The sequence below is a fragment of the Cyanobium sp. Lug-B genome, from assembly GCF_024345635.1.
GTDB classification, from domain to species: Bacteria; Cyanobacteriota; Cyanobacteriia; order PCC-6307; family Cyanobiaceae; genus Cyanobium; species Cyanobium minutissimum.
In genome coordinates this window covers 1-14,014 of the sequence record NZ_JAGQBM010000032.1, presented here as the reverse complement: position 1 = coordinate 14,014, position 14,014 = coordinate 1, and the positions used below count along the sequence as shown (strand labels likewise).

12 protein-coding genes and 1 pseudogene are annotated in these 14,014 nt (G+C 70.2%); 6 read left to right on the top strand and 7 right to left on the bottom strand.

What is annotated here, in order from left to right; genetic code table 11:
- Positions 1 to 47: 47 nt before the first annotated feature.
- From rpoB to rpsT, 3 genes are all read right to left on the bottom strand, one after another.
- Positions 48 to 3,338 carry a DNA-directed RNA polymerase subunit beta gene (rpoB, locus tag KBY81_RS09350; protein WP_254976340.1) on the bottom strand — a complete coding sequence of 1,097 codons (3,291 nt, stop codon included), beginning with the start codon at positions 3,336 to 3,338 and terminating at the stop codon, positions 48 to 50.
- 248 nt (positions 3,339 to 3,586) lie between these two features.
- Positions 3,587 to 4,399: a TatD family hydrolase gene (locus KBY81_RS09345; protein WP_106220269.1), complete on the bottom strand. Its 813-nt coding sequence runs from the start codon at positions 4,397 to 4,399 to the stop codon at positions 3,587 to 3,589.
- Between the two features lie 8 nt (positions 4,400 to 4,407).
- The gene (rpsT, locus tag KBY81_RS09340) at positions 4,408 to 4,722 is read right to left on the bottom strand and encodes a 30S ribosomal protein S20 (protein ID WP_254972808.1); all 315 of its coding nucleotides are present in this window, start codon (positions 4,720 to 4,722) and stop codon (positions 4,408 to 4,410) included.
- 205 nt (positions 4,723 to 4,927) lie between these two features.
- On the opposite strand from rpsT, the gene hisD reads away from it, so the two are divergent.
- Positions 4,928 to 6,229: a histidinol dehydrogenase gene (gene hisD, locus KBY81_RS09335; RefSeq protein ID WP_254976350.1), complete on the top strand. Its 1,302-nt coding sequence runs from the start codon at positions 4,928 to 4,930 to the stop codon at positions 6,227 to 6,229.
- 12 nt (positions 6,230 to 6,241) lie between these two features.
- Here the strand turns inward: hisD and KBY81_RS09330 are convergent, their stop codons facing one another.
- The 4 genes from KBY81_RS09330 to KBY81_RS09315 all read right to left on the bottom strand — a co-directional run bounded on the left by KBY81_RS09330 (position 6,242) and on the right by KBY81_RS09315 (position 10,879).
- The gene (locus KBY81_RS09330; protein ID WP_254972805.1) at positions 6,242 to 8,089 is read right to left on the bottom strand and encodes an EAL domain-containing protein; all 1,848 of its coding nucleotides are present in this window, start codon (positions 8,087 to 8,089) and stop codon (positions 6,242 to 6,244) included.
- 67 nt (positions 8,090 to 8,156) lie between these two features.
- Positions 8,157 to 8,870, bottom strand: coding sequence for a ribose-5-phosphate isomerase RpiA (rpiA, locus tag KBY81_RS09325; protein ID WP_254972804.1), 714 nt, complete (start codon positions 8,868 to 8,870; stop codon positions 8,157 to 8,159).
- A 63-nt stretch (positions 8,871 to 8,933) separates the two neighbouring features.
- On the bottom strand, positions 8,934 to 10,082 hold the full coding sequence (locus KBY81_RS09320; RefSeq protein WP_106220265.1) for a trypsin-like peptidase domain-containing protein: 1,149 nt from the start codon (positions 10,080 to 10,082) through the stop codon (positions 8,934 to 8,936).
- Positions 10,082 to 10,879, bottom strand: a complete 798-nt coding sequence (locus tag KBY81_RS09315; RefSeq protein ID WP_254976339.1) for a metallophosphoesterase — start codon at positions 10,877 to 10,879, stop codon at positions 10,082 to 10,084. The genes KBY81_RS09320 and KBY81_RS09315 overlap by 1 nt, the downstream gene beginning before the upstream one ends.
- Before the next feature lie 80 nt (positions 10,880 to 10,959).
- Here KBY81_RS09315 and KBY81_RS09310 point away from each other — a divergent pair, with 80 nt between their 5' ends.
- The 5 genes and pseudogenes from KBY81_RS09310 to KBY81_RS09290 all read left to right on the top strand — a co-directional run.
- Entirely contained in the window at positions 10,960 to 11,244 is a 285-nt protein-coding gene (locus KBY81_RS09310; protein ID WP_106220263.1) for a hypothetical protein, read from the top strand.
- A gap of 141 nt (positions 11,245 to 11,385) precedes the next feature.
- Positions 11,386 to 11,859 carry a ribosome assembly cofactor RimP gene (locus tag KBY81_RS09305; protein ID WP_106220262.1) on the top strand — a complete coding sequence of 158 codons (474 nt, stop codon included), beginning with the start codon at positions 11,386 to 11,388 and terminating at the stop codon, positions 11,857 to 11,859.
- A gap of 51 nt (positions 11,860 to 11,910) precedes the next feature.
- Positions 11,911 to 13,338 (top strand): transcription termination factor NusA, encoded by a 1,428-nt coding sequence (gene nusA / locus KBY81_RS09300; RefSeq protein WP_254976338.1) that lies wholly within the window; start codon positions 11,911 to 11,913, stop codon positions 13,336 to 13,338.
- Positions 13,335 to 13,586, top strand: a pseudogene (locus KBY81_RS09295) (YlxR family protein); the annotation flags it as partial. The gene nusA and the pseudogene KBY81_RS09295, both read left to right, overlap by 4 nt.
- Before the next feature lie 101 nt (positions 13,587 to 13,687).
- Positions 13,688 to 14,014 (top strand): translation initiation factor IF-2 N-terminal domain-containing protein (locus KBY81_RS09290; protein WP_254976337.1); only part of this gene is annotated, 327 nt, incomplete at its 3' end.

Here is a 14,014-nt window from a genome sequence, read left to right as displayed (position 1 = left end):
AGGGTGATCGAGAGAGACGGAGAAATCAGAGCCGGTGAATCAAGCGATCAGTCATCGTCGTAATCCGCGACACCGAGGGATTCGTAGGTGGGACGGCTGGGGGTGCTGCGGCGCGGGTTGACGTCCTGCATCAGGTCGACCTCCTCGCCGGCGTCGGTGTAGACGGCGATGTCGAGGCCGAGGGACTGCAGCTCCCGCATCAGCACCTTGAACGACTCCGGCGTGCCCGGCCGGGGGATGGGCTTGCCCTTGACGATGGCGTTGAGGGCCTCGTTGCGGCCCTGCATGTCGTCGGACTTGACGGTGAGCAGCTCCTGCAGGGTGTAGGCGGCGCCGTAGGCCTCCAGGGCCCACACCTCCATCTCCCCGAGCCGCTGGCCGCCCTGCTGCGCCTTGCCGCCCAGGGGCTGCTGGGTGACGAGGGAGTAGGGGCCGGTGGAGCGGGCGTGGATCTTGTCGTCCACCAGGTGCACCAGCTTGAGGATGTGGGCGTAGCCCACGGTCACCGGCTGGTCGAAGGGTTCGCCGCTGCGGCCGTCGATCAGCTGGATCTTGCCGGGGTTGGCGGGGTTGTAGACCCAGTCCTTGCCGGGCAGCTTGGCGGCTTCCTCGAGGTAGGCCTGCACCGTCTGCTTCGACTTCTCGGGGCCGTACATCTCATCGAACGGCACCACCTTGACGCGGCAGTCGAGGTGGGAGGAGGCCCAGCCCATCAGGCACTCGAACACCTGGCCCACGTTCATGCGGCTCGGCACCCCCAGGGGGTTGAGCACGATGTCGATGGGGGTGCCATCGGGCAGGTAGGGCATGTCCTCGCGGGGAAGGATGCGGCTGATGATGCCCTTGTTGCCGTGGCGGCCGGCCATCTTGTCGCCCACCTGGATCTTGCGGCGCTGGGCCACGTAGACCCGCACCACCATGTTCGCGCCCGGCGGCAGTTCGTCGCCCTGCTCGCGGGTGTAGATGCGCACATCCACCACCCGGCCCCGTTCGGTGCTGGGCACCCGCAGGGAGTTGTCGCGCACGTCGCGGGCCTTCTCACCGAAGATGGCGCGCAGCAGCTTCTCCTCGGGCGGCTGATCCGACTCACCCTTGGGGGTCACCTTGCCCACCAGGATGTCGCCGGATTCGACATAGGCGCCGATGCGGATGATGCCCATCTCATCGAGGTGGCCCAGGCTCTCCTCGGCCACGTTCGGGATTTCCCGGGTGATCTCCTCGGGTCCGAGCTTGGTCTGGCGGGCTTCGATCTCGTACTTCTCGATGTGCACCGAGGTGTAGAGGTCGTCCTGAACGAGCCGGTCGCTCACGAGGATCGCGTCCTCGTAGTTGTAGCCCTCCCAGGGCATGTAGGCGATCAGCACGTTCTGGCCGAGGGCGATCTCACCGCCTTCGCAGGCGGAGCCGTTGGCCAGCACCTGGCCGGCGATCACCGGATCGCCCTGGCGGACGATCGGCCGCTGGTTGAGGCAGGTGTCCTGGTTGGAGCGCTGGTACTTCTGCAGGAAGTGGGTGTGGTCCCGGCCCTGTTCGTCACGGATGACGATGGCGGTGGCATCGACGAAGGAGACGGTGCCGTTCACCTTGGTGATGGGCACCATGCCGGAGTCGCGCGCCACCTGGGTTTCCAGGCCCGTGCCCACCAGGGGCCGCTCGGGGCGCAGCAGCGGCACCGCCTGGCGCTGCATGTTGGAGCCCATCAGGGCCCGGTTGGCGTCGTCGTGCTCGAGGAAGGGGATCAGGGAGGTGGCCACCGAGATCACCTGCACCGGCGACAGCTGGACGTAGTCCACCTGCTCGGGGGGCACCTTCTCGAAGTCCTGGCGGTAGCGCACCGGCACCAGATCGACGGTGATGCGGCCGTCGGCGTCGGTGGGCACGTCACCGGGAGCCACCCGGCACTCGTCTTCGAGGTCGGCGGAGAGGTAGAGGGGATCGCCCTGCTTGAGGACGATGCCGTTCTCGACGCGCCAGAAGGGGGTTTCGATGAAGCCGTATTCGTTCACCCGGGCGTGGGTGGCGAGGGAACCGATCAGGCCGGCGTTGGGGCCTTCCGGGGTCTCGATCGGGCAGATGCGGCCGTAGTGGGAGGGGTGGATGTCGCGCACGGCGAAGCCGGCCCGCTCCCGGGTGAGACCGCCGGGGCCGAGGGCGCTGATGCGGCGCTTGTGGGTCAGCTCGGCCAGGGGATTGGTCTGGTCCATGAACTGGCTCAGCTGGCTGGAGCCGAAGAACTCCTTGACCGCCGCCACCAGGGGCTTGGGGTTCACCAGCTGGGCGGGGGTGAGCGATTCGGTTTCGCCGACGGTCATCCGTTCCTTGATGATCCGCTCCAGGCGGTTGAGGCCCACCCGCACCTGGTTCTGCAGCAGCTCACCCACCGAACGCACCCGGCGGTTGCCCAGGTGGTCGATGTCGTCGAGGCAGGCGCCACCCACATCGAGCTCCAGGTTGATCAGGTAGTCGATCGTGGAGAGCACGTCCTCGGCGGTGAGGGTGCGCACCGCATCGGGGATGGTGAGACGCAGCTTCTTGTTGATCTTGTAGCGGCCCACCCGGCCCAGGTCGTAGCGCTTGGGATCGAAGAAGCGGCTGTGCAGCAGCTGCTGGCCGCCGCTCACCGAGGGGGGCTCACCGGGGCGCAGCTTCTTGTAGAGCTCCAGCAGGGCTTGGTCTTCCGAGGAGATGCCCTCCTCGTTGGAGGCCTCGATCGACTTCTGGTAATACTCCGGGTGCCGCAGCTTGTCGAGCACGTCGTTGTCGGAGAGGCCGATGGCCCGCATCAGCACGTGGGCGTTGATCTTGCGGGTCTTGTCGACGCGAACGTGGAGCAGGTCGTTCTTGTCGGTCTCGAACTTGAGCCAAGCGCCGCGGTTGGGGATCAGGCTGGCGTTGAAGGTCTTGCGGCCGTTCTTGTCCTGCTCGTCCTTGAAGTAGACGCCGGGGCTGCGGACGATCTGGTTGACGATCACCCGCTCAGCGCCGTTGATGATGAAGGTGCCGCGCTCGGTCATCAGGGGAAGTTCCCCGATGAAGACCTCCTGCTCCTTGATCTCGCCGGTCTCCTTGTTGACCAGGCGGCAGGTGACGTACATCTGGGAGGCGAAGGTCGCATCGCGACGCTTGGCCTCTTCGACGTCATGGCGGGGGCGTTTCAGGCGATACTGGTCGCCGATGAAGTGCAGCTCCAGCTTGCCGGTGTAGTCGGTGATCGGGGAGAAGCTGTCCAGCTCCTCGATCAGGCCCTTCTCCAGGAACCATTTGAAGCTCGCCCGCTGTACCTCCACGAGATCGGGAAGGTAAGTGACGGTCTTGGCGACCTGGATCGCGCTGCTCATGCGGTGAACCTGCAGGAACGAGGGGGTGGGGCGGACCTGGACGGGGTAAGGAAGGGGATCGCGGCGTGACCTGCCTGGGCTGCCCGGGGGGACGGGCCATGCCAACAGGCGCTCAGCCGAACCGACCGCCCCTGAAGCAGGGACGAACGATCCGGCGGGGGCGCTTACAGGGCTCGCTGCGGGTTTGCCGACTCAATTGATGCCGTCGTAGACAAAAGGAGCGCTTCCGCTTCCAGGCCAATAAGACATCATACAACCTGGAGGGGCAGCCTGAAAAGACGCGCCGCGTTGGCGGTGGTCGTCGCCGCCACCTCTGCGAGCGTCTCGCCACGGAGTTCGGCCACCCGGGCCGCCACCGAAGCCACGTAGGCCGGCTCGTTGCGCTTGCCGCGGCGGGGCACCGGCGCCAGGAAGGGGCAGTCGGTCTCGACGAGGTAGCGGTCGGCCGGCACCAGCCGGGCGCAGGCGTGGATGGGCTCGGCCCTGGGGAAGGTGACCGTGCCGCTGAAGCTGATGAACAGGCCGAGCTCAAGGAAGCCGGCCATCTCCTCGGGGGTGCCCCCCCAGCAGTGCATGACGCCACGGGGGCAGCGGCCCTCACGCTCGCGCCGGCGCAGCTCGGCGAGCATCGGTTCGGCCGCGTCCCGGCAGTGGATGATCACCGGCAGATCCAGGGTCACCGCCAGATCCAGCTGGGGCCCCAGGGCCGCCAGCTGCTCGTCGAGGTTGGTCGCCTTGAACAGGTCGAGGCCCAGCTCGCCGATCGCCACCACCCGGTCGTCGGCGCGGGCCGCCGTCTCGAGCGTGGCGGCGGTGTCGCCGTGCCAGTGCTGGGTGTCGAGGGGATGGACCCCGACGGCATAGCGCAGTTCGGGGAAGCGATCAGCCAGGGCCCGGATCGCCGGAATCTCCGCCGGCTCCACGCAGGCATGGACCAGGGCCTTCACCCCGGCCTCACGCCAGCGGTCGGCCACGGCATCGAGATCCGCCTCGAAATTGCGGAACACGATGTGGCAGTGGCTGTCGACCAGGGGTGGGGCGGCCTCGGGGCTCACGGCCATGGGGGGCGTCAGGCGCCGGTGCTGCCGGCAGCGGTGGGCTCGAGCACCTGCTTCACCGCCACGCTGAGGCGGGACTTCTGGTTGGCGCCGGTGTTGCGGTGCACCACGCCCACCTTCACGGCCTTGTCGATCTTGCTGAAGGCGGCGTTCATGCTGGACTGGACGGCAGCCCTGGCCTCCTCGCCCGGCTGCTGGCCGTAGGCGCTGCAGGCGGTGAGGCAGCGCTTCATCAGGGTGCGCAGGGCGGACTTGTAGGTGCGGTTGCGCAGGCGATTGCGTTCGGCAATCTCGATGCGCTTCTTCGAAGACTTGTTATTGGCCACAGGCGTAGGGGCGCTGACTCGGCAAACGCGGATCCTACCCCGTGGGCCCTGGCCGGTTCCAGGCCCTAGCGTCGACGCAGCCCATCGCCTCCGGCACCGTCCCGTGGTCGCTTCCACCCCAACCGGCAGCAGCCCTGCCGGCAGCACCCCCGTCCCTGCCGCCGCCCCTGCCGCCAGCCTTGATGCCGGCGGGGAACGGCCGGCGCTGCGGATCACCTGCCTGCGGGACGGCGAGCGGGCCGGCGAACGGCTCGAAGCGATCGCCGCCCGCACCGAGGGCGGCCGCATGCGCGAGGAGGAGGCGCGGGTCGCGGCGATCCTGGCCGAGGTGCGCCAGCGCGGCGACGCGGCCCTGCTCGACTTCAGCGAACGCTTCGACGGCCTGCGGCCCGATCCCCTGCGGGTGCCCCCCGAGCGGCTGGCCCAGGCCTGGCACGACTGCCCCGAACCCCTGCGCCGGGCCCTGGACCTCGCCCACGACCGAATCCTGGCGTTCCACCGCCGCCAGATGCCGGAGGATCTGGCCGTGACCGGCCCCCATGGCGAGCGGCTGGGGCGCCGCTGGCGCCCGGTGCAGCGGGCGGGGATCTACGTCCCCGGTGGCCGGGCCTCCTACCCGAGCACGGTGCTGATGAATGCGATTCCCGCCCGGGTGGCGGGCGTGGAGCGGCTGGTGATGGTCACCCCGCCCGGCCCCGGCGGCGAGCCCAATGCCACTGTGCTGGCCGCCGCCCACCGGGCCGGGGTGGAGGAGGTGTTCCGGGTGGGGGGCGCCCAGGCGATCGCGGCCCTGGCCTACGGCACCGAAACGGTCCCGGCCGTCGATGTGATCAGCGGCCCCGGCAACCTCTACGTGACCCTGGCCAAGAAGGCGGTCTACGGAACGGTGGGCATCGACTCCCTGGCCGGCCCCAGCGAGGTGCTGGTGATCGCCGACCACACCGCCCGGCCCGCCCAGGTGGCCGCCGACCTGATGGCCCAGGCGGAGCACGATCCCCTCGCCGCGGCGATCCTGATCACCACCAGCGAGGCGCTGGCCGCCGCCGTGCCGGCCGCCATCGAAGCCCAGCTGAAGCGGCACCCGCGGGCCGCCATCACCCTGCAGGCCCTCAACGACTGGGGGCTGATCGTGGTCTGCAACGACCTGGCCGAAGCGGCGGCCCTCAGCGACCGGTTCGCGCCGGAGCACCTCGAGCTGCTGGTGGCCGATCCCGAATCCCTGGCGGACCGGATCACCCATGCCGGCGCCATCTTCCTCGGCCCCTGGTCGCCCGAGGCGGTGGGTGACTACCTGGCCGGCCCCAACCACACCCTGCCCACCTCCGGCACCGCCCGCTTCGCCGGCGCCCTCAGCGTCGAGACCTTCCTGCGCCACACCAGCCTGATCCACTTCAACCGGGCGGCCCTGGAGGCCACCGGGCCGGCCGTGGTCACCCTGGCCGAGAGCGAGGGACTGCACAGCCACGCGGAATCGGTGCGCCAGCGGCTCGGGACCCCCGACAGCTGAGCGCAGCGGCCCTCATCCGCCTGCGGCGGACGGGAGAGACCAGCCGGGCAGGTCCTCCGCCGGCATCGGCCGGGCGATGGCGAATCCCTGGGCCAGTTCACAGCCCATCGCCCGCAGCACCTGCAGGTGCTCCGCCGTCTCCACGCCTTCGGCCACGCAGGTGCGGCCGAAGGCGTGGGCCAGATCCACCACGGCCTTGACGATGGCCCGATCGGCCGGATCCACCAGCATCCTGGCCACGAACGAGCGGTCGATCTTGATCGTGGCGATCGGCAGCCTCCGCAGGTAGGTGAGCGAGGAGTAGCCGGTGCCGAAGTCGTCGAGGGCAAAGCTCACACCCAGATCGCGGCAGCGGGCGATGTTCTGGGCCACCAGCTCCAGATCCTCCAGGGCGGCGGTTTCCAGCACCTCCAGCCTCAGGGCCGAGCCGGGCAGTTCGGGATGGAGGGCCAGGGCCGCGCGGATCCGCTCCGCGAAGCCTGGATCACGCAGCTCCCGGGCCGACATGTTGACGCTCACGGCCACACAGGGCCCGGCCCGCATCCAGGCCGAGCAGTGGCGCAGCGCCTGCTCCAGCACCCAGTCACCGAGGCGGGTGATCTCCGGTTGATCCTCGATCCAGCCCAGCCAGGCCTCCGGCGCCAGCAAGCCCTGCTGGGGGTGCTGCCAACGCACCAGGGCTTCGGCGAAGCGCAGCTGCCCGGTGGCCAGGTCGATCACCGGCTGCACGAACAGGCGCAGCTGCTGCGCCTCGATGGCCTGGCGCACCCTCTCCAGCCGGGAGCGCTGCAGCGACTGGCGCCGTTCCAGCTCCACGTCGAAGTGGTGCATCCGCCCCGGGCCAGCCCGTTTGGCGGCGTACATGGCCTGGTCGGCCTGGCGCAGCAGGGTATCCGGATCGGCATCGTCGGGGGGCACCAGCCGGAAGCCGATGCTGGTGCTCAAGGCCACGCAGAGCGTCTCGCCAAGGTGGGTGGGCTGGGCCACGGCGCTGAGCAGCCGTTCACCCAGCGATTCCAGCTCGGCCAGGCTGCTGAGGCCGGGCAGGATCACCACGAATTCGTCCCCGCCCAGCCGGCCCACCGTGTCGCCCGGTCGCAGGCAACGGCAGAGGCGCTCGGCCACGGCCACCAGCAGCTCGTCGCCCACGGCATGGCCGTGGCTGTCGTTGACGGGCTTGAAGTTGTCGAGGTCGAGGTAGCCCACCGCCAGGTGGGTGCCGTTGCGCCTGGCCCGCTCCAGCTCCTCGCCCAGACGCTGACTCAGCAGGGAGCGATTGGGCAGGCGGGTGAGCGGATCCTCGTAGGCCAATTGACGCAGTTGCTCGTCAATCAGCCGCCGTTCGAATCCCTGGGCGAAGCCGCTCACCACGATGGAGAGCACCGCCACCTCCTGGTCGCTCCAGCGGCGGCAGCCGCGGATGTGGTCGAAGCCCGCGAACCCCTCCAGCTGGCCCCGCCGCACCAGGGGGAGGACCAGCAGGGACTGGATGCCCTGGGCGCTGAGATGGGCCCGCTCGGCATCGGCCCCGGCGGGGAGATCGAGCAGCGACTCGAGATTGACCGCCCGCCCGGACCGCATTTCCCCCATCAACCAGCCGATGGACACCTCCGACACGTGCTGGAGCTGGTGCATCTGCGGTTCCACCCCCGGCGCGCACCACTCATGGGTGTTGCTGGCGAATCCCGGATAGCGCGTCAGGGAGAACACATAGGCCCGATCCACGTCGAACAGGCCGCCGATGGACGCCAGGGTGCGATCAATGGTGGCGTCCAGTTCACTCGTGGGCTCGACGATGAACGCCTCAGCCGTCTGCGCCAGCAGCTGGAGCAGCAGCTTGCTGAGGTCGCCGTGGGGCACCGTTTCCCCAGCCCACAGAGGATCCCCCCATTCTGGGGGCCAGGCGGCGGGTAGCCCAGCAAGCAGCTCAGCGCCTCGCCAGGTCGCGCACCCCGGCCGCACCGTCCACGACCTCACCCACCAGCACCTGGTCGGCCAGGTTCACGAACAGGCCGTTCTCAAGCACACCAGGGATGTTGTTGATCGTCGCCTCCAGGGCGGCCGGGTCGCCGATGCCCCCGTCGAAGGCCACATCCAGCACCAGATTGCCCTGGTCGGTGACGACCGGACCGGCCTTGCGCACGGCCATGCGCAGCTCCACGCGGCTGCCCATGGCCGTGAGTTCATCGCGCACCTGGCGCCAGGCCCCGGGCAGCACCTCCACCGGCAGCAGGAAGCCCAGGTTGAGGCGTTCCACCAGCTTGGTGGCATCCACCACCACCACGAAGCGGTCGGCCCGGCGGGCCACCAGCTTCTCCTGCACGTGGCAGGCCCCGCCCCCCTTGATCAGCTGGAAGCCGGGGTCCACCTCATCGGCGCCGTCGATGGCCAGATCGATGCGCTGCACGGCGTTCAGCGTCTGCAGGGGAATGCCCAGCTCGGCGGCCAGCACCTCCCCCTGGAAGGAGGTGGTGACCCCGACGATGCCGCTGAGCTCACCCTGCTGGAGCTTGTGGCCGAGGGCCCGGATCATCAGCGCCGCCGTGGAGCCCGAGCCCAGCCCCACCACCATGCCGTCACGGATCTGGTCCACCGCCGCCGTGGCCACGGCCTCCTTCATGCGGTCCTGGAGATCGGACATGGGGTCTGCCGGAAATGGCGCAGACCGTAGCAAGGGGGACCGTCCTGGCCCCCCCCCGGGGCCCTACCCCGCCTGGGGCAGGGCCGCCGGCCGGATCGAGAGCTGCAGCTCCCGCTGGCCCCGCACCACCTTCAGCGGCAGGGGCTGGCCCACTTCGGCCCGTTCCACCTGCTGGAGCAGGGCCGAGGGGGTGTTCACCGGCTGGTCGGCGATGGCCACCACCAGGTCGCCGCGATGGAGCCCGGCCGCCTCCGCCGGACTTTCCGGCAGCACCCGCTGCACCAGGGCGCCATCCCGCTCGGGGAGCTGCAGCAGGGCATCGGGATCCCGGTTGTTGTCACGGGCCATGCGGGCCGTGAGCGGCACCAGCTGGAGGCCCAGGTAGGGGTGGACCACCGTGCCGCCGTCCCCGAGCTGGTCGGCCACCTTCCGGGCCAGGTTGATGGGGATGGCGAAGCCCAGCCCGGCGCCGGGCCCCGAGCGCACCAGGGTGTTGATGCCGATCACCTCACCGGCGGCGTTGATCAGGGGACCACCGGAGTTGCCCGGGTTGATGGCCGCGTCCGTCTGGATCAGGTCGAGGCGCTTGTCGGCGAAGCCGAGGCTGTTGATGTCGCGATGCAGGCTGCTGACGATGCCCAGGGTGACCGTGCGCTCGAGGCCATAGGGGCTGCCCAGGGCGATGGCCCAGTCGCCCACCTCCAGGGCTTCGGAATCCCCCAGGGGAGCGGCGCTCAGGGGTGCTTTGCCGCTGACGTGCACCACCGCCAGGTCGGTCACCGGGTCGGTGCCCACCACGGTGCCGTCCAGCTGGCGGCCATCGGCCAGGGTGACGGTGACCCGGTCGACGCTCTCCACCACATGGGCGTTGGTGAGCACCAGGGCGCGGCGCCCATCGATCACCACCCCCGAGCCCTGGCCGCGCTCCCGCGTGCTGCCGGAGGGATCGCCGAACAGATCCCGCAGCAGGGGATCCAGCAGGGCCGGATCGAACGGGGGCCGGGCCACGTTGCGCTCGGTGTCGATCCGCACCACTGCCGGTCCCACCCGCCGGGCGGCATCGGCCACGAAGCTGTGGGGGGTCAGGGCCGGGGGGGCCTCCTCGAGCGCGGCCGCCGGCAGGGGAAGGGCCGCGAACGCCAGCAGCAGGGCCACCGCCATCAGGCCCTGCAGCCGCCGGATCAGGGAAGACAGGGGGAAGGGGCGTTGCATCAGGGGAGGCTAGGACCGTCGACCGGTGCCCAGCGCAGCAACCGCTGCCGCAGCACGCCGTCCGACCCCAGCGCCAGCCAGCGCCCGCCGGGGTCGGACGAGCGGCCCAGGGGGCAGGGCTGCACCGGCCCGAAGCTGCGCAGGGTGGAGGGACAGCCCAGCAGGGGCACCGCCGGCCTCCCCGGGAGCCCCGCCTGCCAGTGCTGGTGGATGTGGCCGCAGACCAGCCCCCGCAGGGCGACCAGCGGCCGCAGCAGATCCAGCAGGGCTTCGCCGTCCCGCAGCCGGATCGCGTCCATGGTGGCATCGCCGATCGGCAGCGGCGGATGGTGCACCGCCACCACCAGGGGGAGCTCGCCATCCGCCGATCCGGCGGCCAGCTGGCGCCGCGCCCAGGCCAGCTGGGTCGGGCCCAGTTCACCGGCGGTGTCGCCGCTGCGGTGGCTGTCGAGCAGCAGCAGTTGGCCGTTGCCGCAGCGGATCAGGGCCGGGGCGACCACGGCGCGGCGCCCCAGGGCGGCCCGCAGCAGGGCCGGGTGGTCGTGGTTGCCCGCCAGCAGGGCCACCGGCAGCGGGATCTCCTGCAGCAGGTCCCCGAGGCGGGCGTAACCGCCCCAGCTCTCGTCATCGCAGAGATCGCCGCTGATCAGCACCAGATCGGGGCTCTCCCCGGCGCTGCGCAGCTGGCCCAGGGCCTCGTGGAGCCCGTGGCGGAGCAGGGCCAGCGCCGGCCGGCCGTGGCAGCGACCATCGGGATCGGCGAGCAGATGGGGATCGCTGAGTTGAAGAATTCGCATCGGAGACGGCTCCGGCCGGCCTGGAGCGGGACCGCTCGACCTGAATCGGCTTAACTTTGCCCCCAGTCCTCCCCGAGGCCATGGCCCCGATCCCCCCCGGCACGCGGCAGCGCTGCACCCTCTGCAAGGTGGAGATCCAGGGGATGGCCGGAGGCAACGACCTGGTCCACTTCAGCCAGGGGGCACCGGGCAGCCGCGCCAAGCTCTGGGCCCGGGTGTGTCAGTACCTGCGCACACCGGAGCAGTGCGGCCAGTGCCTCAATCAGGACCTCAGCCTGCGGGGTGAGGTCACCGCCAACGACTACTACGCGGAAGCCCCGATGCTGGAGATGCCCAGCCCGCCGGAGGCCAATCCTCTAGGGTGACGACGTGCCCGCCGGGGCTCACCCTTGTTCCGCATGGCCTTTCCCCTGAGGGGTGGAAGCCGGGCGGTTGGGGGCAGTGAACACTGCAGCGCGCGGCGGGCCATCCCGCCAGCGGGAGTCCTCTCCCCACGCCGCCCGTCCTTGCCCCATCCCCTCACTGACGACCTGGAGACGCTGGCGCGGCCGGTGGTCGCTGCGGCGCACCTTGAGGTGCAGTCCGTCGAGATGCTGGCCCACCGCATCCCCCTGACGGTCGTCGTGCGGGTGCAACGGGCCGATGGCACCGATGTCAACCTCGATGAGTGCGCCGCCGTGAGCGGTCCCCTCGCCGAGGCCATCGAGGCCTCCGGCCTGCTGACGATGGCCTATGTGCTGGAGGTGAGCAGCCCCGGCATCGGGGAGGATCTCCATTCCGACCGGGATTTCGTCAGCTTCCGGGGCTTTCCGGTGGAGGTGCTCCGCCGGGACGCCGACGGTGCAGAAGTGCGGCGAATGGGCCTCCTGCTCGGCCGCGATGCCGAGGTGGTGCAGCTCAACGAGCGCGGCCGCATCCTGCGCATTCCCCGCGACGACGTACTGCGGGTGCGGCTCACCCAGGCGCCTCCCGATTCCTGAACCGCTCCGGTTCACCCCCCGTTCCCTACCTGCCCCCACGCCCCCGAGTCCATGGCCCTGGTTCTGCTCCCCGGTCTCAACAACCTGATCGAGGACATCAGCGACGAGAAGAAGCTGGCTCCCCAGGTGGTGGAGGCGGCCCTGCGGGAGGCGCTGCTGAAGGGCTACGAGCGTTATCGCCGCACCCTTTACCTGGGCATCAGCGAGGACCCCTTCGAAGAGGACTACTTCAGCAACTTCGACGTGGCGCTCGATCTGGAGGAGGAGGGCTACCGGGTGCTGGCCAGCAAGATCATCGTTGAGGAGGTGGAGAGCGACGACCACCAGATCGCCATCGAAGAGGTGCGCCAGGTGGCGGAGGACGCCCAGATCGGCGACACGGTGGTGCTGGATGTGACCCCGGAGAAGGACGACTTCGGCCGCATGGCCGCCGCCACCACCAAGCAGGTGCTGGCCCAGAAACTGCGGGACCAGCAGCGCCGCATGATCCAGGAGGAATTCGCCGACCTGGAGGATCCGGTGCTCACCGCCCGGGTGATCCGTTTCGAGCGCCAGAGCGTGATCATGGCCGTCAGCAGTGGCCTGGGCCGGCCGGAGGTGGAGGCGGAACTGCCCCGCCGCGACCAGCTGCCCAACGACAACTACCGCGCCAATGCCACCTTCAAGGTGTTCCTCAAGGAGGTGAGTGAGGTGCCCAGGCGCGGCCCCCAGCTGTTCGTCTCCCGGGCCAATGCGGGCCTGGTGGTCTACCTGTTCGAGAACGAGGTGCCCGAGATCCAGGAGGGCTCGGTGCGGATCGTCGCCGTGGCCAGGGAAGCCAATCCCCCCTCCCGCGCCGTCGGCCCCCGCACCAAGGTGGCGGTCGACAGCGTGGAGCGGGAAGTGGATCCGGTGGGGGCCTGCATCGGCGCCCGCGGCTCCCGCATCCAGCAGGTGGTGAATGAACTGCGGGGCGAGAAGATCGACGTGATCCGCTGGTCGCCGGATCCGGCCCAGTATCTGGCCAACTCCCTCAGCCCGGCGCGGGTGGAGATGGTCCGCCTGGTGGATCCCGAAGGGCACCACGCCCACGTGCTCGTCCCGCCCGACCAGCTCAGCCTGGCCATCGGCCGGGAGGGCCAGAACGTGCGCCTGGCCGCCAGGCTCACCGGCTGGAAGATCGACATCAAGAACGCCCAGGAGTACGACCAGGTCAGCGAGGACCAGACGGTGGCGGCCCTGATCGCCCAGCGGCAGGAGGAGGAGGCCCTGCAGGCCGAGGCCGAGGCCCGGCTGCAGGCCGAACAGGCCACCCGCGCCGAGGAGGACGCCCGTCTGCGGGAGCTCTACCCCCTGCCGGAGGACGAGGAGATCGATGGGGAGAGTGATGGCGAGGAGGACGGTGGGGAGGTCGCCCCAGCCGAAGCCGAAGCCGACGAACAGCTGGAGCCCCCGCTCGAGGAGGCCCCCGAAGGGGCCCCTGGTGAGGACGTCCGGTGACGTCGCCCGCCGGGCGGCCGGTGCTGCGGCGCTGCGTCTCCTGCCGCCGCCTGTGCGACCGCACCCAGCTCTGGCGTGTGGTGCGCCAGGCCGACGGGACGGTGAGCCTGGACGGGGGCATGGGCCGATCGGCCTATCTGTGCCCGCAACCGAGCTGCCTGGAGGAAGCCCGCCGTCGTCGCCGCCTCCAGCGCGGCCTGCGCTGCGCCGTCAGCGACACCATCCTCGCCAGCCTCGAGGCACGTCTCGAGCGATCGCCCCCGCGACCTCTGAGGCAAGATGAACCATGGTCGCCACGTGCGTGCGGCCCCGGGGCCCTTTCGGCCCCACCGTACGGAGACCTTTCTGAATGACCAGCAGCGGCAAAGTGAGAATCTACGAGCTGTCAAAGGACCTGGGCCTGGACAACAAGGACGTGCTCGATGCCGCCGAGAAGCTCTCCATTGCGGCCAAGAGCCACAGCAGCTCCATCAGTGATGACGAGGCCTCCCGGATCCGTTCGCTGATCGGTGTGAACGTCGCCAGCCCGACCCCCGCACGCCCCGAATCGCCCACCCGGCCCGAACCGGCGGCGCCGGCGCCCCCCGCCAAGGCGATCCTGGCGGTCAAGAAGGCCGCTCCGGCTCCGGTGAGCAGCCCCCGCAGCGGCGCGGCGCCGGTCGCTCCGGCCGCCGCC